Genomic DNA, 26,789 nt, shown 5'->3' with positions numbered 1-26,789 from the left:
AAAAATTCCTCCAAATACTGTATTATCCACAGATTAAGTCAAAATAAGTTTAGCATGAATTTTAAAAGTTTTCCACAAGGAACAAAAATAACTAACAAATTCACAAGTATGTGGAAAAGAGAGAATAGAAATCCACTGATCTTTGAAATAAAATTTCATTTTTGCATTATCCACAAATTCATGTGGGTTCAAACTTAGCGATACATCAGTATTTCTGCCGAGGAGTATTCACTTATGCACAGGGTGTTTATTATATTCTGAACAGGGTGTGAATTGTGCATAACTCTGAGAATTATCTTGTTGATAAAAAAGCACGCAGAAATATATATCCAAGATATCCACAAAATATAATTTAAAAATAACTTTAAAAAAGCTTTTCTTTTTAGGAAAATTTTGATAAAGACTTGGTTTTTAGGCGTAAATATGCTATTCTATTTTAGAAATTGTGCTTATTAAGCATTGAAAAACGGAGGTGCAACATTAATGTCAACTAAGAGAACTTACCAACCTAAGAAGCGTCACCGTTCACGCGTTCATGGTTTTATGAAGCGTATGGCTACAGCAAACGGCCGTAAGGTTTTAGCAAGACGCCGTAAAAAGGGTAGAAAAGTCTTATCTGCTTAAGCCACTGAAGCTCAGTGGTTTTTTTAATTTAAGTAAGGATGAACTAGATTGAGAAAAAGCTACCGTGTAAAAACTGAGAGAGACTTTCAAAAAGTTTTTAAAGAAGGACAGTCAATGGCTAATAGAGGCTTTGTTGTCTATACTTTGCCCAAAGAAAAACAAAAGCATTTTCGCGTTGGAATTTCTGTTGGGAAAAAAGTGGGTCATACGGCGGTAGCACGTAATCGCCTCAAACGGTTCATTCGTGCTACACTGACAGAACTTAAGCCAGAGATAAGGTCTGATTTAGACTTTTTAGTAATCGCTAGGCCTTATGCAAGAGATTTTGACATGGAACGAACCAAAAAGAATCTTATTCATGTCTTAAGGCTAGCTAAAGTCTTATCAAACGAAGAGACGGAAACTGAGGAAAAGTAGAGTGAGAAATCATTTATCTAAGAAAAATTGGAAACTGATTCTATTAGGTCTAGGAATGCTAACCTTAGCTTTAGTAGTTACAGGTTGTGCATCTACTAATGGATCAAGTGTTGCTCCTATTTCTCATACTAGTGGCAATTGGTGGGATCGGTATATTGTTTACTATATTTCCCAATTTATTCTTTGGATTGCAAGTTTAGTTCGTGATTCCTATGGTTGGGCAATCATTATCTTTACTATTATAGTAAGAATAATCTTATTACCATTGAATGCCATTTCTATTAAGAGCATGGCTAAGCAACAAAAAGTGCAACCACAGATGGATGCATTGCGTAAAAAGTATCCTGGTAAGGATGTTGAGTCACGTCAAAAGCTGCAAGAAGAAACTAGTAAGTTGTATAAAGAAGCCGGTATTAATCCGTATACTGGATGTTTGCCGATGCTAATTCAGTTACCAGTTATGTATGCCTTGTATCAAGCAATTTGGCGGACTCCACAGTTGCAAAATGGTCGGTTTTTGTGGATGGATTTAGGGCGTCCCGATCCATATTACATCATGCCTGTTTTGGCAGCTGCATTTACTTTTATAAGTACGTATATTAGTCAAATGTCAACGCCTCAATCCTCACAAAATGGAATGACTAAGGGAATGACATACTTAATGCCTCTTATCATTGGGGTTTCAGCAATTGGTATCCAATCTGCGATCTCACTTTACTGGGTGATTTCAAACTTATTCCAAGTAGTTCAAACCTTCATTTTGCAAAATCCATTCAAGTATCAACGTGAATTGGAAGAGCAAAAGAAGGTAGAACGTGAACGTGAACGTAAAGTTCGTCGTGTATACAAACGTTTAGGACGTAAAAAACAAAAATAAATTATCTTTAAATTGTTAAGATAAAGTAGTCAAAGTGCTTTATCCATCATTGTTTTTATAGTGGTGGAGTGGGCACTTTTTTTATTTAATTATTTATGTAGGTGAAAAATGGCACAAGTATTAACGCAATTTGATACAATCGCTGCAATTTCTACTCCTATTGGCGAAGGAGGAATTTCAATTGTTCGTCTATCTGGTGAAGATGCAGTAGCGATTGCGAATAAGCTTTTTAAGGGAGCAGATTTAACTAAAGTTCCTACGCATACAATTCACTATGGACATATTGTTGATCCAAAAACGCAGGAAGTTGTCGATGAGACGATGGTCAGTGTGTTGCGTGCGCCGAAAACTTTTACTAGAGAAGACATGGTAGAAATAAATTGTCATGGGGGAATGATTGTTACCAACGATATTTTGCAATTGCTTTTGGCCAATGGAGCCAGGATGGCAGACCCAGGTGAATTCACTAAACGTGCGTTTATGAATGGCCGAATTGATTTAACTCAAGCTGAATCAGTAATGGACATTGTTAGAGCTAAAACTGATAAATCTCGCCAAGTTGCGATGACTCAACTAGCTGGTGGCTTGCTAGAAAAAATCAAGACGATGCGCCAAGAGCTGCTCGATACAATGGCTCATGAAGAAGTTAATATTGATTACCCAGAATATGATATGGACGATTTAACTTCTCAGGAAATGAAAAAGAAAGCACAAGAAGTTTCAAAACAAATTGAGCAGTTACTTCAAACAGCTCAAGAAGGCAAAATTATCCGTAATGGCTTAGCAACTGCAATTGTCGGTAGACCAAACGTTGGAAAATCATCGCTCTTGAACTATTTAACTCAAGATGATAAAGCGATTGTAACCGATATTGCTGGAACTACTAGAGATACGCTTGAAGAGTATGTTTCTGTTAAGGGTGTTCCACTTAAGCTGATTGATACCGCTGGAATTCACCACACAGAAGATAAAGTTGAGAAAATTGGCGTTGAACGTTCTAAGAAGGCTATTAAGGAAGCTGACCTAGTTCTTTTGCTCCTTGACGCAAGTCAAGATTTAACAGCTGAAGATAAGAGATTATTAGATTTGACTGCAAATAAAAAGCGGATCATTATTTTGAATAAACAGGACTTAGGTACGAAAATTTCCCAGGAAATGATCAAAAACCTTACCGATAATCCTATTATTGTAACGTCGATCTTAAAACAAAAGAATATGGATGCACTTGAGAATGCTATTGAGAAATTATTCTTTAGCGGAATAGAAAATTCTCAAAATCAAATTTTGGTAACGAATCAACGACAAGCTGGATTATTAGCTAAGGCAAAACAGTCTTTAGAGGATGTAATTAGCGGAATTAATGATGCTATGCCTTTAGATTTGGTTCAAATTGATCTAAAAAATGCTTGGGATACTTTAGGTGAAATTACTGGTGAAAGTGCACCTGACGAATTAATTACACAGTTATTTAGTCAATTCTGTCTTGGAAAGTAGGATGAAAATGAAAACGTACGAATCAAACGAGTATGACGTTATTGTTGTGGGAGCTGGACATGCTGGGGTTGAAGCGGCTTTAGCGGCAGCTCGTATGGGAGAAAAAACCCTTCTTTTAACTATTAATTTAGATATGGTGGCATTTATGCCATGTAATCCATCAGTTGGTGGCCCAGCAAAGGGAACCGTTGTGCGTGAAATTGATGCACTTGGCGGAGAAATGGGTAAGAATATTGATGCGACTTACATTCAGATGAGAATGCTTAATACAGGAAAAGGGCCTGCAGTTAGAGCTTTGCGTGCACAGGCAGATAAGTGGCAATATCATGAACATATGAAAGATACCATTGAAAATGAACCTAATTTAACTTTGCGGCAAGCTGTTGCAGATGAATTAATCGTTGAGGACGGAGTATGCAAAGGGTTAATAACTAATACTGGTGCAAAATATCATGCTAAAAGCGTAGTTTTAACCACTGGAACATCTGCAAGAGGGAAAATTATTATTGGAGAATTAACTTATTCTTCAGGACCTAACAACTCTTTGCCATCAATTAAATTGCCTGAAAATCTTGAAAAATTAGGCTTTAAATTACGTCGTTTTAAGACTGGTACTCCTCCACGTGTTGATGGTAATACAGTTGATTATTCAAAGACTCAGGAAGAGCCTGGCGATAAGGAACCGAGACATTTTTCTTACACAAGTAAAGATAGTGACTACTTAAAAGATCAAATGTCTTGCTATATGACATATACCAATACTGTCACTCACGATATTATTAGAGCTAACCTTGACCGAGCACCAATGTTTTCTGGAGTTATTAAAGGCGTAGGCCCACGTTACTGTCCTTCAATTGAAGACAAAGTAGTCCGCTTTGCAGATAAAGATCGTCACCAAATTTTCTTAGAACCAGAGGGACGCAATACTAAAGAAATCTACGTAGGAGACTTTTCTACATCAATGCCTGAAGAAGTACAATTAAAGATGCTTCATAGTGTTGCTGGGTTAGAAAAAGCAGAATTAATGCGTCCAGGATATGCTATTGAATATGATGTCATTGAGCCTTGGCAATTAAAGCCCACGTTAGAAACTAAGAATATTGAGCATCTCTTTACTGCTGGCCAAATGAATGGAACTTCAGGCTATGAAGAAGCTGCTGGACAAGGTTTAATTGCTGGAATCAATGCTGCTTTGAGTGCTCAAAATAAGCCTGGCTTTACTTTACAAAGAGACGAAGCTTATATTGGTGTCTTGATCGATGATTTAGTAACTAAGGGAACTAATGAGCCATATCGTCTACTTACAAGTAGGGCAGAGTATCGTCTTCTTCTTCGTCATGATAATGCCGACTTACGTTTGACTGAAAAGGGGCATAAGTTAGGCTTGATTTCAGAAGAGCGCTATGCAAAATTTGAAGCAAAAAAGCAGGCTATTTCCCGGGCAATGGCAGCTATTAAAAAAGTTACAATTCATCCAACTGATGAAGTACAAGAATATTTGGCTAGCGTCAAGCAGGACCGTTTGAATGCAGGAGTTAGCGGAGCAGACTTTTTGAAGCGTCCCCGCGTCACTTTTGATGCCGTTGAAAAATTAAGTGGTCAAACTTTAGCTACTGATCGTTATGTCAAAGAACAAGTGGAAATAGCATTGAAATATGAAGGCTATATTAAAAAAGAAAAGACTTTGGTTGATCGGTTACATCGATTAGAGTCAAAGAAAATACCAGTAGATATTGACTATAATGCAATTCCAAGCTTGGCTACTGAAGCACGTCAGAAATTCGAAAAAATTCGTCCTGAATCTATTGCTCAAGCTGAAAGAATTTCTGGGGTTAATCCAGCTGATTTAGCAATTTTAACTGCTTATATTCAACAAGGAAGAATTGCTAAAATAAAGAAATAAATAATAATTGAATCAAAGCAAAAAAATTTTTAAAAGTTTTTTTGCTTTTTTTGTTGAGTATGATCACTTAATCACACTTTAAAATTGTGTTTTACCGATAAGTTAAGCAAAAAGGTAAATGGTTTGTGAAATAATTATTTTTAAGTATGCTCTAAATATTGATATATCAGTTATGGCAAACGCTTTCAATTAGCTAATAAATGTGCTTTAATCAAGGTGTAAGAAAAATCATTAAGGAGATGCTTATAGACTATGACGAAAATTAGTGGTTCAGATGCAATGTTCCAAGTTTTGTATGACTGGGGAATTGACCATATATACGGTTTCCCAGGTGGTTCATTTGACTCAACAATGAACGCAATTCATAACTGGAGAGATAAGATAAAATTTATTGAAGTAAGACATGAAGAAGCTGGTGCTTTAGCAGCTTCTGCTGAATATAAGATTAGTGGCAAAGTTGGAGTTTGCTTTGGTTCTGCTGGTCCTGGTGCAGTTCACCTAATGAATGGACTTTATGATGCAAAATATGATAAGACTCCAATGGTTGCTATTGTTGCTAACGTTCCAACAAGCCGTCAAGATATTGACTTCTTCCAAGCTTTTGATGAAAAGCCATGGTTTGATCCTGTTGCTGTTTGGAATCACCAAGCAAAAACAGCTGAATCAATTCCAGTTTTGATGGATGAAGCAATTCGTCAAGCTTATCAAAGAAAAGGTCCAGCAGTTTTAATCTTACCTAAGGACTTTGGTTGGGATAAAATCGAGGATAATTTCCGCAACAATGCTGCAGCGCATAAAGTTGTACCTAACTTCCCAGCACCTCGTAAGGAACAGGTTGATAAGGCGCTTGAATTAATTAAAAATGCTGAAAATCCAATTGTTTACTTTGGTCATGGTGCTGAAGATGCTAGTGCGGAACTGAAAGAATTTTCTGATAAATTCAAGATGCCACTAGTTTCATCAGTTCTAGGAAAAGGAATTGTTGAAGATGAATTTCCAGCATATATGGGTTCAATTGGTCGTGTTGGTGCTAAGCCAAGTAACGATATTCAAACTCATGCTGATTTAGTTGTTTGGGTTGGTAATAATTCACCATTCTCAGTCTTCTTCTTTAACCCTAATGCAAAAGTAATTCAAATTGATATTAATTCTGAGAGATTAGGTAAACGCCATGCAGTAACTGTTCCAATGTTAGCTGATGCTAAGAAGACTTTACGTGCTTTAATTGAAGCAGGTGAAAGTCGTCCAGAATCTCCATTGTATAAGGCAGCTCTTGCTGACCGTGAAAACTGGGAAGCTTGGCTTGAAAGCTTTAATGATTCAGATGAAATTCCAATGCGAGTTGAACCAATTTTTGATGTCATCAACAAAAAAGCAGCTGACGATGCAGTATTTGCAGTAGATGTTGGTAACGTAAACATTAACTTTGATCGTCTAATGCACTTGCACGGTGATCAAAAATGGACTACTTCAGGACTCTATGCAACTATGGGTTATGGTGCTCCAGCTTCTCTTGCTGCAGCAACTATTTATCCAAACCGTGAAGTTTGGAACCTAGCTGGTGATGGTGGCTTTGCTATGATGAATCAAGAGCTTTTGACCCAAGCACGTTACAACATGCATGTAATTAACGTAGTCTTCACTAATGAAACTTTAGGCTACATTGAAGCTGAACAAGTTGATGAATCACATCAACCATTATCAGGTGTAAAGCTTCCTGATAACGATTGGGCAATGAGTGCTGAAGGTATGAATGTAAAGGGCTTTACTGTTCGCAATAAGAGAGAATTTGAAGATGCAGTAACAGCTGCTCAACAAATGGAAGGCCCAGTTCTAATTGACTGTAAGATTACTCATGATATGCCATATTCAACTGAGTTGAATACTTTGGATGATCCAGCATTCGTTGCTAAGTATGATGCCCAAGCTTTGAAACCATTTAGTTACTTTGCTGGCAAGTATGGTGTTGAAGCAGATGCCGCATCAGGTGCTTCTGAACACACTGAGGCAGAACCAGTCGAAGCAGAGGAAGATGCTTCATCAGGCGCATCACGTCATTAATTTCCTAGGAAATAATTAAATAAAGAGTTCACATAGTTGAACTCTTTATTTTTTTGATAAAAAGTAAGCAAAATTGTGCGAAATTTGCAATAAAAAAGTATACTAGTAGATGAAGAATTTTATTAAATATGTGGAGGCAAAAATATGCAACAATTTGGGGTTATTGGCTTGTCCGTTATGGGTAAAAACCTTGCCTTAAACGTTAAGAATCATGGCTACTCTGTCTCTGGATTTTCAATTGATAAACCAGAGGTTGATGCTTTAGCAAAATATGAAGATAAAGATTTAAAGCCTACTTATACTTGGGAAGAGTTTGTAAATTCATTAGAAAAGCCACGTAAGATCTTAGTTCAAATTATGGCTGGAAAACCAGTTGATGAAACTTTACAAAAATTATTGCCTCTTTTAGATAAGGGCGATATTGTGATTGATGGTGGTAACTCTAATTTCCATGATACTAATCGTCGTTATAAAGAAATGGAAAAGCATGGTATTCACTTTATCGGAATGGGTGTATCTGGTGGTGAAGAAGGTGCTTTGAATGGACCAGCCTTAATGCCAGGTGGGGACGAAAAAGCCTATGAAGAAGTATCGCCAATTCTTGAAGCTATGGCCGCAAAAACACCTACTGGTCAACCTTGTGTTGGTTATATTGGGCCAGCTGGAAGTGGTCACTATGTGAAGATGGTTCACAACGGTATTGAATATGGTATTATGCAAATTATTTCTGAAGTATACGATGTTTTGCGTACTGTTGGTCACTATTCAAATGATGAAATGAGCGAAATCTTTAAGAATTGGGATAAAGGCGCACTTCAAGCTTATTTAATTGAAATCACTGCTAAGGTTTTGAAGCAAAAAGATGATTTAACTAATGATCATATCATTGATCATATTTTAAATGAAGCTTCTTATAAGGGAACTGGTAACTGGATGCTTGAAGACGCAATTCGTCTTGGTGCCCCAATTACTGTTATTGCAGAAGCTGTTCTTGCACGTTTCATGTCAAAAGCAACTTTAAGAGATGATCCTGAACCAAAGATTGATCCAGAAAAGGCTCCAAAAGATTTAGTTGATCAACTTGCAAAAGCTTTATACTTAGCAATGGCTGTTTCATATGGCCAAGGATTTGAACAATTAACTATGGCTGCAAAAGCTTATAACTGGCGTTTGCACTACTCAACTATTGCTCAAAACTGGGAAGCTGGTTGCATTATTCGTTCACAAATGCTTCATGATATTAAGTTTGCCTATAATGCTGATAAAGACTTACCAAACTTGTTCAAGGCTCCATTTTTCGATAAGGTAAAGAAAGAAAATATTAGTGCTTTAAGAGAAGTTGTTAAAGCTGCTGCTGATGCTGGCGTACCAACACCAACTCTTAGTGCAGCTTTGAACTACTTAGAATCAATCTTTAATCCACGTTTACCTCAAAATATTATTCAAGGACAACGTGATTACTTTGGTGCTCACACTTACCAAAGAAATGATCGTCCAGGTACTTTCCATACTGAATGGTATGAAGAAAAATAATAATGTTTCACATGAAACTAAAAAGTCACTACATTAGTAGTGGCTTTTTGCGTTAAAATAATATTTATATCAATCAGAAAGCGGGAAAGTATGAGATACGGAGAAAAAAGCAATCTCAAATTAATGCTGCAAGCATTATGCGTGGGATTAATTGCTGGAGTTGTAGTGGGATTTTTTAGATATGGAATTGGTAAAACCGAAGCTTTTTGGCTCGATTTATTTAAAAAGTCGCACCAAAATCCATTATGGTTTATTGTAATCGTAGCAGGACTGGCATTAACTGGCATAATTGCAGGATATTTTGTTAAACAATATCCGCACGTTGGTGGGTCTGGTATTCCGGAAGTTAAATTACAAATGCAAGGAAAATTAACTTTGCAATGGTGGCCGATTTTGTGGCGAAAGTTAATCGGCGGCATTATGGTTATTGGAACAGGCTTGTTTTTAGGACCAGAAGGACCATCGCTTCAATTAGGTTCCACAATTGGTCAAGGAGTCGGCCAAGGCTTTAAGCAAACTAAAACAAATTCACGAGTTTTGCTAGCAACAGGTGCTGCCAGTGGTTTATCAGCTGCTTTTGGTGCTCCTTTAAGTGGTGCGTTGTTTGTTTTAGAGGAAATTTTTCATAATTTTTCGCCACGTGTGTGGATGAATGCCTTGGTGGGTGCGATTGCCTCGAACTTTGTTGTATCTAACTTATTTGGTCAAAAACCAGCTTTAGCTTTAGCTTACAATCATTCCTTCCCAATGCCACTTTATTGGCATTTAGTGTTATTAGGACTTATTTTAGGACTTTTAGGACACTTATATAAATTGGGCTTGTTTAATTTTAAAAAGCTTTATGCAAAAATCACTTTTATTCCGCGCTGGCTACACGGATTGATTCCACTAGTGATCTTAATGCCGATTATGTATTATTTGCCGCTAATTACTGGACCAGGTAATCATTTGATTTTGTCTTTGCCTAAGTCAATTGCTTATAGCAGTTGGAATTTAGTAGGGATGCTGGCGATTTTTTATGTAATTAGAATTGCATTTTCAATTGTTTCTTATGATTCGGGTCTGCCGAGCGGCATCTTTTTACCAATTTTAACAATGGGTGCTTTAATTGGCGCAACTTACGGTCTATTTATGGTGCAGCTGGGATTATTGCCACAAAAATTAGTTATTAATTTAATTATTTTTGCCATGGCTGGTTATTTTGCAGCAATTATTCGAGCACCATTTACAGCGATTATTTTAATTACTGAAATGGTCGGATCGCTGTTACATTTAATGCCGTTAGCTGTTGTAGCATTTATTGCTTTGTTAGTTGACCAATTACTTGGCGGCCGTCCAATTTATGATAGCTTAGCGGCTGCTATGGAGCCAAAATCTAGTGAAAAGGGATTGTGCGGCGAAGAAGATCAAATTTCAATCCCAGTCTATGAAAGCAGTAAATTAGTCGATGAAAAGATAGAAGATGTTAAATGGCCGGATGATACCTTAATTAAAGTTATTCATCGCGGCAGTCAAGATATTATTCCTCACGGAGACACTGTGATTGCAGCTGGCGATTTATTAGTGCTAGCTGTTGATCAAAATCGACGCGGACAAGTCTATGATGCAATTAAAAAATTGCAAGGTGTCGAATTAGATGGATAGCTTAAATATACAAAATAGCCCTCTAGCTCAAATTTAAGCTAGAGGGCTTATTTTTTGTAATTAAAGTATAGTCGCACCTAGGCAAGTTTTAAAATGATTTAAGGCCCATTTATGTCCATTTTCATCAAAACTTGCAACACCATCTTGGTGAATTACTAAATTATAGCAACGATTATATGCATCCATTGCCGTATGAAGGACGCAGATATCGGTGCAGACACCAGTCAGATGCAGAGTATCGATTTTTCTTTCTCTTAAAATAAGATCTAAGTTAGTGCCTGCAAAAGCAGAATAGCGCGTTTTATCCATGAAGATGACATGATCATTTGTTTTGTTGGCATCATACCAAGTTTGCAGCTTGCCATATAATTGCCGACCCCAAGTGTTGGGTAAATTATGCGGTGGAAACAACTTAGTTTCGGGATGATATTTATTTCCTGGGAAATGTAGGTCAGTGGGAATAATTACCCATTTATTTTGCTTTAAAAATGAATCTGCTAAATTGACAATTTCATTTTCAAGTTCTTGAGCAGGTTTGCCACAAGTTAAGCTGCCTTTGTCTGAAACAAAATCATTAGTGTAATCGATGATTAAGAGTGCTTCTTGAGTCATAGTATTCTCCTTTATAAATATAATTATGGCTATTATGAGCCACAAAAGAAAAAGCCTCAAGTGAGACTTTAAAATTAGCTATTCTTTTTTGAATTTGGGTGAAGTTTCTGGTGCCCAAATTAAGCAGATAATGAAACTTGCGAGTAATACAATGCTGCAGACCAGCATGGCTAAACTTGCACCACCGCAACAAATTATGAAAAATCATGCAAAGTGACTGTTCTAATCTCTTGAACTGTTGAGACATAAAAAAGTGGTATAAATAAATATTTCACTCCTTTATAGAAGATATGATTGAGGCTGCTTTTACCTTATGACTTACTTTAAGTTCTATCAAAAAAGTAATTACTTCTAAAACTACAAGCAAAATAAGGGCATATCTTATATTGGTTGCACCTGAAACAGTTGTTAAAATAGTAGTCATCAAAGGAGCAGACGCAATCAAAATAGTGTTTAATAGACCGACAGTAGAAGCTAAAATCTTATGCTCGACAGACGTTACTAGCCATTGTGTCAATTTGATTGAAGTTGCGCTGGCTGTTAATGCTAATAAAAAATACAATCCTAAAACAAGATAGATACTAGTTGCAAAAATCGCAAAAGTGGTCATTAAAGCGATTAAAGTGGCTAGAATTGTCATAGAAAAAATTGTGAATTTCTTAAACAATTGCGTACCAAACATACTTCCCAAAGCAGCTCCGCAAGCTAAAACCACACCCATCAAAGCAATCGTAAAACTATATCTTGAAATTACCATTGCTGTTTTATGAGCTGCTATCATAATTGGAATTAATGATCCCATTGAACTTAGCGATCCATTCAAAACTGCAACAATCAAGACAACCTCTAAAAGACCAGCCTGCTTTTTAACTTGCTTGAAAGACGTCTTCATTGTTACCAAAAACGATTGAGTATTAATTTCATGGCTTTTAAGCGACTCAATAGATTTTTGCCTCAGTCCCACACTCGCAAACAAAATTCCAGCAAGTAAAAATGAAATAGCATTCAAAAACGCAAGGGATGAGTATGACATAATTAGCAGCAATGCTGAACCTATAAACTGTGCTGCTATATTAATAACTTCATTAACCCCATTAGTAAAACCCTCTGCTTCTCCGAAATGATCTTTTCCTACTAGATCAACGACTAATGGTGAAACTAATCCGCTGGAATAAGCTCCAAATGTATCTGAAATCAAATTAATTATTACAACAATAATTACTAAACTCCATTGATTGACATTACTGATAAATAGCAGTCCAACGATGCCATATAAAACACAACGAATAATGGCGCTTAAAAATATATTTTTAAATTTATGTCGCGTTTTGTCTGCAAAGTAGCCGCCAAAAATTGTAAATAATTTAGGTGAAGACTCTGAAATGGCAATTAATGAAAGTGCTAAAGAATAGTTTTTTAATTTACTTGCATAAGTCATAAATGCCAAGTAGAAAAGAATATCACCTGCGCTAGAAAGAAAACTAGCAATTGAAAATCTACGATAATTTTTATTAGTTAAAAATATATTCATTCATATTCACCTCGTTTAATTAGGTTGAGCTTAGCAAATTAGCGATATATATAGTAAAATAAGTCATATATGACTCATTACAAAGAGAGATAAATATGATGATTGGCAGTCTTTTGAAAGAATATCGTTTAAAACAAAACAAGAGCCAAAGAAAATTTATTGGTTCAATTGTTACGCAGTCTTATTATTCAAAAGTAGAAAAGAATATAAGTCAAATTACAGCGGACAATTTAATAGGCTTGCTTCAATATAACAATATTTCTGTACAGGAATTTTTTCGTTGATTGTAAAATCAAATTGAACACTTTAGAAAAATAAAAAGTCCATTCGGACCTGTTTGATAGAATGTTAATAACCACAAAAACTTTCTATTGGAGGTCAAAATGGACTCTTTACATTCTACCATGAATCGGCACGTTAAAGGAAAGCATTTATCATTTGAAGAGCGAGTTATTATTCAATTGCGTTTGAAAGATGGCTGCTCTTTGCGTGCAATTGCTCGTGAACTCAACTGTTCTCCTTCTACTATCAGTTATGAGGTTAAACGTGGCACTGTAAAACTGTATCATGGTAAAGTCAAAAGATACAAGGCTACTCAAGGACATGATGTATATCAAGCTCATCGTAAAAATTGTGGGCGTAAATCAGACTTTCTCAAAAAAAATCAATTTATTCACTATGTCCACAAACATTTCTTTAAAGACGGTTGGTCGCTTGATGTTTGCAGTAATCGTGCCACTGTTGCTGGCGAATTCTCTAGCAGCGATGTTGTCTGCACCAAAACTCTTTATAATTACGTTGATAAGGGCTTATTAGGCATTTATAATTACGACTTGCCTGAGAAGCTTAAACGCAATACCAAGCTTCATCGTGTTCGCAAAAACAAGAAAAAGCTTGGCAGAAGTATTGAAGAACGTCCAAAAGAAATTAGTGAACGTAATGAATTCGGTCATTGGGAATGCGATTTGGTCCTTGGACATAAGACTAAAGATGATGAAGTGCTGTTAACCTTATCTGAGCGCATGAGTCGTGAATTCTTAATTATTCGTATTCCCGACAAGACTTCTATCAGTGTCATGCAGGCCTTTAAAGAACTCCAAAGACAATACAGTGAACACTGGAATGATATTTTTAAAACTATTACCACTGATAATGGTTCAGAATTTGCGGATCTTTCCAACCTAGAAGAAGCATCCAATACACTGGTTTACTATGCCCATCCTTACACTTCTTGTGATAAGGGAACAGTTGAAAGACACAATGGTCTTATTCGCAGATTCATTCCTAAAGGAGAAGCAATAGCTAACTATTCTTTACAAAATATCATTGACATTGAAACCTGGTGCAACTCATTGCCAAGAAAGATCTTAGCTTATCATACACCAGATGAAATCTTTGAAAGAGAATTAGATCGAATCTATCAAGCAGCTTAACCAAAAGTGTTCAATTTATTATTGCAATTTACGACAGGAATTTTTTAATAACTTTAGTCAAAAAAGCGATGATTCATACCGCCAAACAAAAGAATTGGAAAATATGATGATTGAAGCTTATTACACTAATAATATAGAGCAGATGCATAATATTAAGAAAATTATTCACGAAAGTACTTTAAGCGAATATGATAAAAACTATCAAACATTAATGACTAATGGATTTTTAGCATTAATGAATCCAAAACTAAATAGTGAAAAGCTCACATCGACTATTAAAAATAAAATTTTTGACATTCCATCTTATACTCAAGACAAGCTAATGCTTTACTGCGACTTTATGCGATTTTATAGCTTATCAGATAATGAAATAATTACGCGGAACATTTTAAAACAGTATCAATCCACCAATGACTCTAATATTCAGGAACTTATTTTAGCCATAGTATGCAATATTCTTATTTTTTCTATTGAAAATGATAAATTTGAAAACGTCTCTTACTTTCTTAATAAGATTCAAAATATAAAAACTACGCCACAATTGCTTTTTTATAAAATAGATATTGAGTTTTTCAAAAATATAATTGAAATTAAAAATAGTAATGATGCGGGAAAAATAAATAAGTGCAAGAATTTTATTAAAACTCTACAAGATGCAGGCATGAAAGAATACAGCAATGAACTCAGAAAATTTATTAAAGATAATTTTTGAGTCAAATATAGATAGAGCCATTGTCCTTGAAAAATGTATAAAAAATAAAAGAATAATTAAAAAACAAAAAAATATAGTATAATTTATCTAAAATTAAAAAAGGATGGTGGAAAACATAGACGAAAACAGTAAAACTGTAACGAATAAAGTAAGAGAAAAAAGAAGAAGAAACAACAGTAATCTGTTTTATATTCAATCATTTTTAATACTTATAGGCATTGCTGTACAATCAATCTTACACGGATTTGAATCAGGATATACTTTACCGTTAGTGGCTATCTTTTTACTAACTATAGCTATATCTGCACTTCAAGAAATGGGCATAACAGTCGATGTTAAAGGCAATAAACATAAAAATTTAGTAGTTTTAAGTGTAACTTTTGCGATACTTGCTATCATCTTTTTAGTTTTATATTTAACAGTAATAAAAACTGATATGACACCGCTTGTATATTTTGGATCTGTGTATGGCAGTCTAATTGTTGTATTTGCGATAAGCGTAATGATAGTTTTAAAAAAATATTAAACGAATAAAAAAACGCAGTCAAAGCTGCGTTTTTTCGTGTATTCATTCATTTAAACAGATGGTGACGATACATTAGGATCGTGCAAACTTGCATCTGTTCGATAGTCTTATTAGTATCAGATCACAACTACGTACTTGAATGTATCGACAAAATTAATACTCTCTCAATGAAACACATAAAAGTAAAAAGCTATTATTAGTAACAGCTTTTTAGAATAAATATTCAATTAATTTTAATTATCTAATTAATCTTCTTTTTCAATCTTTCCTGCGGCAATTGGCAAGGTAGTGTGAGTATCATAATCCATTACACAGCCCTTAACAGTGTCCGGCAATTTAATGCTCTCAGGAACTCCGTGGACATAAACTACGCGTTTATCTAATTGAAGATCGGTGCTGCCGAAAGCTTTTTTGAAGTTTTCTTGTAATTCGGTCAAAGGCACATCAATTTCATATTCGTAATAACCATTGCCGTCAGCGACAGGGTAAGTATTGTTAGGAATATTCATTTTGGCAGGATCCGCATCAAGTGGCACCATCGTAGTTCCTGATACTGGTTCAGTTTCAGGTAAATCGACAAAGCCGTCGTGGTTGACATCTTGAGCCATAGTTGCAGCCTGAGCGACTTTACCATCAGGAAAGCCATGGAAATGTTCCCAGTGTTCGATATTCTTTGGTGTATCAAACATTTCTACTTTAATGTGAAGTTGATCGCCATTTTCGGTAAATTCGGCTGTCCCATGGGGCTGACAACCAATTTTTTCTGCATTTAATGGGTTAATGTGAGCAATATATTTTGTCATAATAACGATCCTTTCTTTTAAGTAACACTTCAGCTCTATCATAAATCGAAAAGCTTGAAAATTCATTTATCAGTGCTTACAAGTTAATTATAAAAAGATAGGATATAATAAAATTGATTTATATCAAGAAAGAAGTATGTAAAATGACAAAACATTCGCCACTTGCTTGTTTGAGTAATGCCACTTTATTTAAGGATTTACCAGAATCACTTAGAAAAAAGCTAGTTACCATTTCGACGCATCAAGAATATTTTCCTAAAGGCAGTTTGATTCGCCAACCCTTTGATGGAAAAGACGGGCTGCTTGTCATGGATAAGGGAAAGGCTAAAGTTTATAGTCTTAATGAAGATGGTAAAGAGACGATTTTAGGCTTGCTGAATAAGGGTGATTCTGAAGGCCAAGAACATTTATTTTCGACTAGCGCTCGTGAGAATTTTATTCAGGCAACTACTGATGCTTGGGTGTGTTCGATGACACGGAATGATTTTCAAAAATTAGTTCGTCAAACGCCAGATCTAGCCTTAAGTCTACTCAATGATTTTGGTCAAAAATTAGTCACTGCGGAGAAAAATACAGTGCGTCGCAATTCAATGGATGCTAAGCAAAGAATTATGGCGTATTTGAATGATTTGTCAAAAAAACAAGGTACAAATAAAGTAAAGCTAGATCTTAAGAAAAAAGACCTAGCTGGTTATTTGGGCATTACGCCAGAAACTTTAAGTCGTAAGTTAAAAGAATTGGCTAAGGAAAATAAAATTCAAGTCGATAAAAAAATTATCACAATTGCAAAGTAAAAGGAGCCGGTAAATAAAACCCAGAAATTCTTGTCCGAATTTCTGGGTTCATATTATTATCTAAGTTTGTCTATTTTTTTCAATTTTTTCCAGGCTTTTTTAGAGCCACGATTTAAATCTCTGTTTAATTTATATTCTTTCCAATCTTGTATGAATAATAGGTCAAGATTGTAACCTTCTGGATAAAGATCTTTTGCCTTTCTAACTAGCTTAGCTCCCTTAATTGGTATTGTCTTAAAAGTTTTATTAACAAAGATAATGATTTGATTTGCAAGATCCGAGTTTTGATAGAATAAAACATCTTGTTCGTACTCCGGGACTTTAAGACGATCACCTTTTTTAAAAGAAACTGTCGATTTGATTTTTTTCTGATTATTTGCAAATTTAATTTTGCTTTGATTTAAAGGAAATTTACCAGTATTTAAGAAATTATTGGCTTGCGTTAAAACCTCTTGAGGCATCCCATTCTTTTCAGCTATCCATAGAGCACGGCTGGTTCCTATTTGATGTAACAGTAACTTATATGTTGGCTCAAGTGTCTTTAGATCAAAGTCCATAGCTGCAGTGATGAAAGTGGGATGCTTAGTAGAATAGTCTTTTATTGCACTATAGTGAGTGGTTGCTAAGATTAGACTGCCTTTTAGCTGTAATGTCTGCAGCAGAGCAATAGCAAGGGCAGCACCTTCATTTGGATCTGTACCGCTGCCTAATTCATCTAATAAAATTAGACTGTATTTTGTTGCATGTTGGACAATATAAGACATTTGCTTCATTTCGGCAGAGAATGTAGACAGAGAGTTATCTAAGTCCTGATGATCGCCGATTGAAGTATAAATAGCGGTCATTACTGGAATTGAGCAAATCCCTGAACTTGGTAAGAATAGTCCAAATTCTGCCATTGCAATGGCCAAACCAGCTGTTTTTAGAGTGACAGTCTTTCCACCTGCATTAGGACCTGTGATTATCAAGCCACGCTTAGAAGAATCTAAATTAAGTGAAAGAGGAACAGGATTAGATAAAAGAGGGTGTCTCATTTCATTTAATTGGAGTTGATTTTGTTCATTTAACAATGGTCGTTTACCATTAATACTTTGAGAGTATTTTGCACGAGCTAAGATACAATCTAGGTCGATAATAATATTAAGATTTGCCTCTAGTTGAGATAATTCTTGATAAATTTTTGCTGATAAATCACCTAAAATTTGAGATTCAATTAAATAAATCTGATTTTCAACAGTTGCTTTTTCTTGGGTAAGATGCACGATTTTAGTGGGTTCTATAAAAACTGTATTCCCATTATTAGAATGATCGATAATACTTCCACCAAAAGTATGTTTAAAACTTGCTTTAATCGGGAGGGTATAATGATTATCTTTTTGAATTATTTGATAATCTTGCAGCATAGTTTGATATTTTTTACTTTGCAAATATTTTTGCAGCGTATTTTGAATATTCGTACTTAATTTATTGCTTCTTTGTCTTAACTTAGCGAGATCTTTGTCTGCATTATCAGAAACTTGTCCGCGTTCGATAGCATTATAAATTTCGCTTTCTAGTGTGTCTAGAATAGTTAAAGTATCACAATAACTTGCAATAATTGGAGTATTATTTCTTTGCTTGTTAAAAAAGCGCACTAATAGACGCGTAACTCTAATGAAGTCTGCTACTTGTTCTAATTCTGCTGGATTTAAGATAAAACCTTTTTTTACCTTATTTAAAATAGGAGTCAAGGCATCTGAACTAATAAAGGGTATGTGTAATCCATGATTTAAAATCCAGACCATTTCTGCAGTCTCATCAAGTAAAGCAGTTGCTTTAACTAATTTAGTGGCAAGTGGCTGAACTAGAATTTTGTCTTTTGCTTCGGGTGAAACAGCATAGTGAGAGACAAGTTTACGTACACGTGAAAATTCGATTTCGTCAGTATTATTCAATTTTGTTTTTTTTCCTTAAGAAAATAGATTTTAATTTTTTCTCAAGGGAAAGTAAATTAGTCCCTTGAGACTAAAATACAATGAGCATCATATAGCAATATGTCCTTTTCTAAATTATTGATTTTAATGATATAACATTTTTACTAAAAAATCATTATAAATTAGGGTAAATAAAAACTCTCAAATTTATATTTGAGAGTAAAACTATTAATTAACAATTTTTTTGACTTATAATACCTTTTTTAGCTTGCTCGGCAAGAAAGCTTGCCTTAGCAATCTTAACAGCACCAGTTAAAATGCCAGAATCGTTACGAAGGCGTAAGGTAGTATCGTGGATATCTAGAACCAAGTTATCGCCTAAAAAAGCTAAATCATAATCGGAGGTATAAATTTCAAAGTCAGCATTATTTTCTATTTTTACTGAATAGCGTGAATCATGTTTCATTGTATCTAGTGAAATTAGAGAGTAATCCATGCCAATATTGCAAGATCCACCTTCAATTGAATAATCACCGCCACCACCATCAACAATCAAAATTATTTCATGTTTATCATAACCACGATTTTTAAGAAAGTTAATTGCGTCTTGGCTAATTGTCATTTTTACCATAGTAATCCCTCCTGACTCTTTCTATTTTTATTTTAGAAAAAAGTAGAATAGAATCAATTATTTTGCTTAAACTTTGGTGAGGTTTCAGGTGCCCAAATTAGGCAGATGATAAAGGCGGCCAAAAGAACAATTGCGCAGATTAGCATTGATAAGGTTGCACCGCCTTGATTAGTCAAAATTGGCAGTAAAAAGGTACCTGCTGCGGCACCAAATCTGCTGATAGTAATACAAGTTCCAACGCCGGTTCCACGAACCTTAATATCGAATAGTTCAGTTGGATATGGGTAATCAAGTACTAAACCAGAAGATAAGATAATTGCAAAAATACAAAAGATAGTAAGTTGAATATTTAAATTAAGGTTTTTGTCAATAGCTAAAAAGCCAATTAGAATACCTGAGAGCAAAAAATTACTGATAAGAAATGCGCGGCGACTAATTTTATTGAAAAGTAAGATTCCGAGAATAACTCCAATGAACATGCCGCCATTATAGATAATACCGGAAATCTTTTGATCAGTAAGATGCATACTTTGTAAGAGAATTGGAAGGAAAATACTAATACCAAAGAATGCAAAAGCTTGGCAAGCATAAAAGAGTCCACCAACTAGAGTACGACGTAAATATTTCCCGGAAAATAATATTGACCAGGAAACTTCCTTGACTGGCTTAGCCTTTTTGAGTTTCTTAGGGATGCCCCATTTACGTCCCATATGCTTTTTAATAACTTTATTAGCTGTTTTGACTTTACCACGGCTTGCAAGCCAGCTTGGGGAGGCAGGTAGAGGAAAAATAGATCTGAAAATAGCGGCAATAAAAGCTGGTATGGCCCCAGTTGCTAAGATTATTTGCCAAGTATGTGAGCCAAAGCCGCTAATAAAAGTACCTGTTATATATGAAGCAATAAATCCAATTGTCCAGTAGATAAGCAAGTGGCTTTGCTTTTTGCTGTCTTCTCCTTTAGGAAGCCACTCAGTTAAAAGGGCGTTCCCAACGGTATAATCAACGGCAATCATTAATCCAATTAAAATTCTAATGATAAAAAGAGTGGGAAGATTATTAGTTAGTAATTGCAGTAGAGATAAAGTACCCAAAATATACATATTGAGCATTAATAATTTCCGTCTACCAATCTTATCTGATAAACGCCCAATTAGAATACTGCCAGCTAGTCCAATTAAAGATCCAGCACCAATTAATCCAGTCCAAAGATCATTAATTTGGATATATTTACTAGCGTTAGAAAGAGCTGTACCAGAAATGCCTAAGGCAAAGCCACAGGCGATTTGACCTAATAAGACAGCCATAAATACTCGTAAATGAATAGGCATGAGAGGTGCTTTTTTATAATTCTTTTTTTCTTTAATATTATTTGTATTATTCTGATTTTCTTTTTTCATAACATGAGTTAAATCATTTAGATTAACTCGAAAAAATCCTCCTTAAAAATTTAAAGTATACATTCCACCCTAACAAAGATTTTTAATTGATGCAAAGATAGATTAATCTTTACTTAAATATTGACACTAATTTAATTATCTGCTAATATTGCTAAAAATTCAGAAAGCGGGTAAAAAAATGAGATTACGTAGAAAAGCTAGCCAATTTAGTCGTTAATCAGGAGTTTATTTCTCCTGATGTTTCAAATAGAAATTAGGTTAGTTATGTCAGAAGAAGTAATTATCAGAAAATATAAAAATACAGACTATGTTCAATTATGTAAAGTACATGATGAAGCGAGAATGCAAGAATTAATTGTGGGTAATGCAGTTGATTTATATGCTCCACTTGAAAGGGCAGTATACAAAGAAGAACTATTTTCAGAAACAATTTATGTAGCGGAAGTCGACAGTCATGTAGTAGGATTTGTTGCTTTTAGGAAGAATGAACTAGGCTATATTTACGTGTTAAGGGAATATCAAGGAAAGGGTATAGGAGGTAAACTTTTAGATACTGCAATTCCTTACCTAAAACGTCCAGCATTTTTAGAAGTTTTTTCTACAAATATCAGAGCAAAAATACTATACGGTAGTCGCGGATTTGTAGAAGAAACCAAAGAAAAAATGATTTTAAAATAATTTTGTCGGGAAAATAAAAAACGGTCAGTGAAAAATCACTGACCGTTTTAGATATGTTGATTAAGATTAATTATTTTTGTAGAAAGTTTCTTCTACTGCATGAGTGATCGCAATCTTATCATGAGCGTAAGATAAGCCACCTTGAATGTATAGACGGTAAGGCGCACGAAGGGGACCATCGGAAGATAATTCAATGGTAGAACCTTCAGTAAAGCTACCTGAAGCCATAACAACATCATCTTCATAACCATCTTGGTGGTATGGAATAGGATCAACGAATGAGTTCATTGGTGAATAGTGTTGAATTGCAGCACAGAATTTAACCATTGGATCTGGTTCACCGAAGGTTACAGTTTGAACGATATCAGTTCTTGGATCATTCCACTTAGGAGCAACTTTCATTCCCATCTCTTCACAAAGCGCAGCCGTATAGACCATACCTTTTAGGGCTTCGCCAGTAGTGTGAGCTGCCATAAAGAAGCCTTGGTACATATCTCTTAAATAACCCCAAGTAGCGCCTTCGCCTTTACCAGCACCTGGAACATTAAGGCGAGATCCTGCTCCTTCAATTAGATCTTTTTTACCAACTAAGAAAGCACCTGCTTTAACAATACCAGCACCAGCATTTTTAAATAGAGATCCCGCCATCATATCGGCACCGTAGAAAGTTGGTTCTTCAGTTTCAGAAAATTCACCATAGCAATTATCAACGAAGATCTTTACGTCTGGACGAACTTCTTTGATAAACTTAAGCATTTTCTTGATTTTTTCCATGGTGAAACTTGCACGTACAGCGTAACCAAGAGAACGCTGGATAGTTACGACTTTAATCTTTGGATCTTGTAAATCTTTTCTGGCTTGTTCATAGTCTACTTCGCCATTATCAAGTAAGTCAGTATGCTTGAAGTCAATGCCCCATTCTTTCATATTTCCTGGTTTGTTGCCTGCTAAGCCAATAACTTCTTGAATTGTGTCATATGGCATACCAGTTAAGTAGTAAAGAGTATCACCAGGGCGAAGCATACTGAAAAGACCAACAGCAATTGCATGTGTTGCTGAAGAAAATTGTGGGCGGACCAAGGCGTCGTCTGTTTTAAAGTAATCAGCATACATTGCTTCAAGCTTATCACGGCCAACATCATCGTAACCATAGCCAGTTGAAGGAACTAGATCTTCTTCTCCTACGCGGTGTTTTCTAAATAGGCCTAAAACACGTTGTTGGTTGTAAAAGACTTGCTCGTCAATTTCTTCTAAACGAGGTTCAATCATTTTGTCGACTTTATCGACTTTTTCTTTTAATTCTGTTGGTAAGTTTTCTTTCCAAGATAAAACCATTAGTTAATTCTCCTTTAATACTTCTGCTTGTACTCTTATTTTACCATCTGCTTTTTGATCCCAGTAGACGCCTTGAATTTCAGGTACAAAGCCAGGGAAGCGCTCAATTGCTCCTACTAAAACTTCAAAGTACTTTTGATCAATATCGCTCCATTTTTCCCCTGGTGCAACAATAAAGACGCCGGGTGGATAAGGAAGTGCACCTTCGGCCGCAATTCTGCCCTTAACATCATCTAGGTTAACTAGCTCACTTTTATTTTTCATAAAAAGATAGTCAGCATGTTCTGGCGTCATTGGGTAATTTTGCATATTTGGCTTAGCAAATAGTTCTTGTTGCAAAGTGAAAGTTTTATTTCCCCGGTAATAATTATGCATTTCTTGGCAAAGTTGCTTTAGAGTATAACCCTTGTAGCGATCGCCGTATACTTTAGTCAATTTTGGTAATACTTTTTCTAATGGTGCATCTTCATTATAGTATTGTTCAAATTCTAAAAATGCATTCAGCAATGTATCTAATTCAGCTTTTGTATCACCTGGGGTAAGTAAGAAGAGAAGTGAATATAAATCATCTTTTGCGCGAATAATTCGCTTCTCCATCAAAAACTCTGCTACTACTGGACCAGGAATTCCTACAGCTTCATATTTTGCGTTTTTAACATCAATGCCAGGAGTGACAACTGTGATCTTTAACGGATCAATCATTGCTTGACCGGTCGCAATTTTACTAAAGCCATGCCAAAGATTATTTGGTTCTAAGTTCCAGTATTTTTCATTTGTGGCTAAGTCATCAGTACTGATATTTTCAAAATTATCAATTACGAGTGGTCTAAATAATTTGGACTTTCTAATTAGTTCTTTACGCCATTCAATTCCTAGCCGCAATATTTTATCCCACCATTTTTTATTGCCCTCACCACTTGTTAAGTATGAGTTAACTGTTAAGGAAGCATAGAGGGGATATGAATAGCTGGAAGTGACGAATTTAAGATAAGCATGATTAAAGTGCTTATGATCAACATAGCGTTTTTGACTTTTTATGTGAGCATCTTTTTTCAAAATTTGGGAAGCTTGTCCCATTCCTGCTTGTTGCTTATGGAGTGATTGCGTTACTAAGATCCCTGGATCTTCTGGCCCAAAATCTAAATTGAGGGGAGATAAGTGATTCATAATTGGTATGAATTGTTCAAATCCGCCCCAAGCACAATCAAATAGAATATAGTCACAAAGCTTACCGATCTTATCAATCATCCATTTAGCATCATAGAAAAGTCCGTCATAAGTTTCTGACTGAATAATAGCTAGTCTAAATGGACGCTTAGCTTTAGCTTTTTTAGGATCAACTTTAGCAACCTCAGCTCTAATTTTTTCTTCACTTAAAAAACTAGGATCCATTTCTCCAATTAGACCGAGTGCATTTCGGTCAGTTGGAATGTATACTGGTTTAGCTCCACTCATAACTAGGGCACTGTTATAAAGTGATTTATGGTTGTTGCGGTCAAAAAGAACTAGGTCATCTTTTGTAAGAAGTGCGCTAGCACAGATTGAGTTAGCACTAGTTGTACCATTAGTACAAAAATAAACTTTATCAGCGTGATAAGTTTCAGCAGCTTTTTGTTCAGCAGTTAAGGGTGTTCCCTCGTGTGTCATAGTGTCGCCTAGTTCGGGCACAGTGTCACTAGTATCCGCAAACATCAGGTTCTTACCGAAGAAGCGGTTGAAGACAACACCAGCGGGATGCTTTTCATAGTATAAACCGTTATGGTGGCCAGGCGTAGTGAAGCTTACTGGATGATCTTCGGCAAAATTAACTAGGTCAGTTAAAAAGCCTGGCACCATTTTCTTGGTATATTTATTTGCCGCATCAATTATTTTTTCTTTTTCATTATTAGAAATTGTTTCATGTGAAACTTTAATAATAGGAATTCCAAGGCCAGAAGTTTTTTGTAGATCTTGAGCAGCTTTAAGGCTATTTTGGTCGCCCTCTGCTAAAACAATAGCGGCAAGTTCACTAGCTTGAGGATTATTATTCAAATTAGTAGTTTGCCATGAATTAAAATCATTATTTTTAAGTTTATTGCTTAATGCAATTTTTAGAAAATTCATTTAATCACCTTGTTTTCCTACTATATTTTCTAAAATAGACTTGCAAAATTTTTATAAATCCTTATAATTTTGTGCGAACGTTTTTGTACGCAATTTTATTTGCAAGAAGACTACGGCATAAATTATAACGATTTATAGAGGATTTCTACAAGTGATTTTGAATACTTTAATGATAGTTTTGAAACCTCCAAATTTAAGACCTTGGATTTAGATAAATATTTTAATTTTGGAGGAAATTGAAAATTGGATAAACCAGATGTCTTAAATGATTTAGAACCGAATAAAAAGCACTATATGAGTTGGCCTGTTATTGCACTGATTGACTTTGTAACGATTATTAGTTTTGAAAATATCTTCTATCCATTTCAAAACCAAGGCCTTTCAGTTGTAATTTCTTGGATCTTTCTTTTATTTACTTATGTTATTCCTTACGCATTGATTAGTAGTCAGATGAGTTTGACTTTTGATAATCAAGATGGTGGGCTTGCTTCTTGGGTCAGAAGAAGTACAAACGACACTTTAGGTTACTGGACCTCTTGGATGTACTGGGTTCAAAGTGTGCCTTATATCGTTGACGTCTCAAACTCAGTTATTGTTTCTTTTAGCTGGATGATCTTTGGTAACAATAGCTTGGACAAGAAGATGTCGACTTTCTGGTTCGGAATCTTAACTTTTGTGATCATTTTGATCTTTATTTTGCTAGAAAATAAGCTTCGTAATTCACTAGAAATTCTTTCTTTAATTGGTGGGGGAGCAATGTTTATTATGTCTATGCTCTTTGTATTGCTTGCTGCCTGGTCAGTAATGCATGGACACCATATTGCAACTCAACCATTTAACTGGGGTGCATTTAAGCCTTCATTTAGTTTGAATTACTTCTCAACTACTGGTCTTTTGATCTTTGCGATGTCGGGTGCTGAACTTGCTGCGCCTTATGTACAGCAAATGAAGAATCCGAAGAGAGACTTTCCTAAGGCAATGTGGATGCTTGCCATTATGACCGGATTCTTAACGATTTTTGGAACATTAGCTTTAGCAATGTTCTTTAATGCCCACCACATTCCACATGACTTCAAAATGAACGGTCCTTACTACGCTTTCCAATTGCTTGGTGAAAGTTTAGGTGTAGGTAAGGTGTTAATGTATATCTTTGCAGTTGTACAAGCAATCTTCATGATGGCTCAACTTGCTGTATTATTAGACGCTTCAAGTCGTGTCTTTGCTGGAGATGTTGGCTCCAAGTTCATGCCTAAGTGGCTTACTAAGAAAAATAAGAACGGCCGTCCAATTCACTCATACACATTTACCGTTGGACTTAGTTTATTCTTGCTATTATTAACTGGAACTTTACCTAACATTAATACCATTTATAACTGGCTTTTGAATGTTAACGGAATCATTTCACCATATAAGACTTGTTGGGTATTCTTTGCCTTTGTTGCAATGAGAATGCACCAAGATAAGTATCACTCAGATTATGTCTTTATTAAAAATAAGGCTGGTGCTTTAACCGTTGGTGGTTGGTGCTTACTATTTACCTTTGTCTGTGCAACTTTAGGATTTATTCCTCAAAACGTTGCAGTAGGTACTAAGGCATTTACTCACCAATTATGGATGAACATTATTACGGTTGTAGTATTGTTTGGTTTAGGATTCGTTTTACCATGGCTTAGAAAACGTGAAGCTAAACGTGAAGAACAAGCAGCTATGAATGAAGAATTAGACTAATTTAAAAAGACTGAATCGAGATTTTGATATCTCTAGATTC

General features: G+C 35.3%; 22 protein-coding genes and 1 pseudogene. 15 read left to right on the top strand and 8 right to left on the bottom strand.

Annotated features, from left to right (window positions below; all coding sequences use genetic code 11):
* Nucleotides 1-483 precede the first annotated feature (483 nt).
* The 8 genes from rpmH to F3I00_RS10110 all read left to right on the top strand — a co-directional run bounded on the left by rpmH (nt 484) and on the right by F3I00_RS10110 (nt 10,553).
* A complete protein-coding gene (gene rpmH, locus F3I00_RS10145) occupies nt 484-624 on the top strand; it encodes a 50S ribosomal protein L34 (protein ID WP_003648141.1) in 141 nt (46 codons plus the stop codon).
* A gap of 48 nt (nt 625-672) precedes the next feature.
* Nucleotides 673-1,041, top strand: a complete 369-nt coding sequence (gene rnpA, locus F3I00_RS10140) for a ribonuclease P protein component (protein WP_003648142.1) — start codon at nt 673-675, stop codon at nt 1,039-1,041.
* Nucleotide 1,042: 1 nt separating this feature from the next.
* Nucleotides 1,043-1,918, top strand: a complete 876-nt coding sequence (locus tag F3I00_RS10135; protein ID WP_003649735.1) for a membrane protein insertase YidC — start codon at nt 1,043-1,045, stop codon at nt 1,916-1,918.
* 108 nt (nt 1,919-2,026) lie between these two features.
* On the top strand, nt 2,027-3,412 hold the full coding sequence (gene mnmE / locus F3I00_RS10130; RefSeq protein WP_003656895.1) for a tRNA uridine-5-carboxymethylaminomethyl(34) synthesis GTPase MnmE: 1,386 nt from the start codon (nt 2,027-2,029) through the stop codon (nt 3,410-3,412).
* A gap of 7 nt (nt 3,413-3,419) precedes the next feature.
* The gene (gene mnmG / locus F3I00_RS10125; protein ID WP_065169537.1) at nt 3,420-5,315 is read left to right on the top strand and encodes a tRNA uridine-5-carboxymethylaminomethyl(34) synthesis enzyme MnmG; all 1,896 of its coding nucleotides are present in this window, start codon (nt 3,420-3,422) and stop codon (nt 5,313-5,315) included.
* 252 nt (nt 5,316-5,567) lie between these two features.
* On the top strand, nt 5,568-7,376 hold the full coding sequence (gene spxB / locus F3I00_RS10120; protein WP_003656897.1) for a pyruvate oxidase: 1,809 nt from the start codon (nt 5,568-5,570) through the stop codon (nt 7,374-7,376).
* A gap of 144 nt (nt 7,377-7,520) precedes the next feature.
* The gene (gene gndA, locus F3I00_RS10115) at nt 7,521-8,909 is read left to right on the top strand and encodes an NADP-dependent phosphogluconate dehydrogenase (RefSeq protein ID WP_020807243.1); all 1,389 of its coding nucleotides are present in this window, start codon (nt 7,521-7,523) and stop codon (nt 8,907-8,909) included.
* Between the two features lie 90 nt (nt 8,910-8,999).
* A complete protein-coding gene (locus F3I00_RS10110; RefSeq protein WP_003649741.1) occupies nt 9,000-10,553 on the top strand; it encodes a ClC family H(+)/Cl(-) exchange transporter in 1,554 nt (517 codons plus the stop codon).
* A gap of 60 nt (nt 10,554-10,613) precedes the next feature.
* On the opposite strand, the gene F3I00_RS10105 is transcribed toward F3I00_RS10110, so the two are convergent.
* Entirely contained in the window at nt 10,614-11,165 is a 552-nt protein-coding gene (locus F3I00_RS10105) for a cysteine hydrolase family protein (protein WP_003649742.1), read from the bottom strand.
* A 271-nt stretch (nt 11,166-11,436) separates the two neighbouring features.
* Complete coding sequence (locus F3I00_RS10100) at nt 11,437-12,696, bottom strand: MFS transporter (RefSeq protein ID WP_020807242.1); 1,260 nt, start codon at nt 12,694-12,696, stop codon at nt 11,437-11,439.
* Between the two features lie 95 nt (nt 12,697-12,791).
* On the opposite strand from F3I00_RS10100, the pseudogene F3I00_RS10095 reads away from it, so the two are divergent.
* The 4 genes and pseudogenes from F3I00_RS10095 to F3I00_RS10080 all read left to right on the top strand — a co-directional run.
* Nucleotides 12,792-12,974, top strand: a pseudogene (locus F3I00_RS10095) (helix-turn-helix domain-containing protein); the annotation flags it as partial.
* Nucleotides 12,975-13,079: 105 nt separating this feature from the next.
* The gene (locus F3I00_RS10090) at nt 13,080-14,129 is read left to right on the top strand and encodes an IS30-like element ISLga1 family transposase (protein WP_024272995.1); all 1,050 of its coding nucleotides are present in this window, start codon (nt 13,080-13,082) and stop codon (nt 14,127-14,129) included.
* A gap of 103 nt (nt 14,130-14,232) precedes the next feature.
* Nucleotides 14,233-14,841 (top strand): XRE family transcriptional regulator, encoded by a 609-nt coding sequence (locus F3I00_RS10085; RefSeq protein WP_231110804.1) that lies wholly within the window; start codon nt 14,233-14,235, stop codon nt 14,839-14,841.
* A gap of 115 nt (nt 14,842-14,956) precedes the next feature.
* Nucleotides 14,957-15,367, top strand: a complete 411-nt coding sequence (locus F3I00_RS10080; protein ID WP_020807447.1) for a hypothetical protein — start codon at nt 14,957-14,959, stop codon at nt 15,365-15,367.
* Nucleotides 15,368-15,612: 245 nt separating this feature from the next.
* Here the strand turns inward: F3I00_RS10080 and F3I00_RS10075 are convergent, their stop codons facing one another.
* On the bottom strand, nt 15,613-16,170 hold the full coding sequence (locus tag F3I00_RS10075) for a hypothetical protein (protein WP_020807448.1): 558 nt from the start codon (nt 16,168-16,170) through the stop codon (nt 15,613-15,615).
* Between the two features lie 143 nt (nt 16,171-16,313).
* Here F3I00_RS10075 and F3I00_RS10070 point away from each other — a divergent pair, with 143 nt between their 5' ends.
* Nucleotides 16,314-16,964, top strand: coding sequence for a Crp/Fnr family transcriptional regulator (locus tag F3I00_RS10070; protein WP_003656904.1), 651 nt, complete (start codon nt 16,314-16,316; stop codon nt 16,962-16,964).
* A gap of 56 nt (nt 16,965-17,020) precedes the next feature.
* Here F3I00_RS10070 and F3I00_RS10065 read toward each other — a convergent pair whose 3' ends face one another.
* From F3I00_RS10065 to F3I00_RS10055, 3 genes are all read right to left on the bottom strand, one after another.
* A complete protein-coding gene (locus F3I00_RS10065) occupies nt 17,021-18,898 on the bottom strand; it encodes a MutS family ATPase (protein WP_020807449.1) in 1,878 nt (625 codons plus the stop codon).
* Nucleotides 18,899-19,109: 211 nt separating this feature from the next.
* Nucleotides 19,110-19,508: an iron-sulfur cluster biosynthesis family protein gene (locus F3I00_RS10060; protein WP_020807450.1), complete on the bottom strand. Its 399-nt coding sequence runs from the start codon at nt 19,506-19,508 to the stop codon at nt 19,110-19,112.
* A gap of 53 nt (nt 19,509-19,561) precedes the next feature.
* On the bottom strand, nt 19,562-20,905 hold the full coding sequence (locus F3I00_RS10055; RefSeq protein WP_020807451.1) for an MFS transporter: 1,344 nt from the start codon (nt 20,903-20,905) through the stop codon (nt 19,562-19,564).
* Between the two features lie 237 nt (nt 20,906-21,142).
* Here F3I00_RS10055 and F3I00_RS10050 point away from each other — a divergent pair, with 237 nt between their 5' ends.
* Complete coding sequence (locus tag F3I00_RS10050) at nt 21,143-21,583, top strand: GNAT family N-acetyltransferase (RefSeq protein WP_020807452.1); 441 nt, start codon at nt 21,143-21,145, stop codon at nt 21,581-21,583.
* Between the two features lie 66 nt (nt 21,584-21,649).
* On the opposite strand, the gene F3I00_RS10045 is transcribed toward F3I00_RS10050, so the two are convergent.
* Both F3I00_RS10045 and F3I00_RS10040 read right to left on the bottom strand, forming a co-directional pair.
* On the bottom strand, nt 21,650-22,918 hold the full coding sequence (locus tag F3I00_RS10045; RefSeq protein ID WP_020807453.1) for a methionine gamma-lyase family protein: 1,269 nt from the start codon (nt 22,916-22,918) through the stop codon (nt 21,650-21,652).
* 3 nt (nt 22,919-22,921) lie between these two features.
* Nucleotides 22,922-25,021, bottom strand: a complete 2,100-nt coding sequence (locus tag F3I00_RS10040) for a putative ornithine decarboxylase (protein WP_020807454.1) — start codon at nt 25,019-25,021, stop codon at nt 22,922-22,924.
* 243 nt (nt 25,022-25,264) lie between these two features.
* Between F3I00_RS10040 and F3I00_RS10035 the strand changes: the two genes are divergently transcribed.
* The gene (locus tag F3I00_RS10035) at nt 25,265-26,749 is read left to right on the top strand and encodes an APC family permease (protein ID WP_003649755.1); all 1,485 of its coding nucleotides are present in this window, start codon (nt 25,265-25,267) and stop codon (nt 26,747-26,749) included.
* The last annotated feature ends 40 nt before the right edge of the window (nt 26,750-26,789 follow it).

The sequence above is a fragment of the Lactobacillus sp. JM1 genome, assembly GCF_009834385.1.
GTDB classification, from domain to species: domain Bacteria; phylum Bacillota; class Bacilli; order Lactobacillales; family Lactobacillaceae; genus Lactobacillus; species Lactobacillus paragasseri.
The sequence above is the reverse complement of the archived record's forward strand: the minus strand, read 5'-3'. Positions and strand labels throughout refer to the sequence as shown.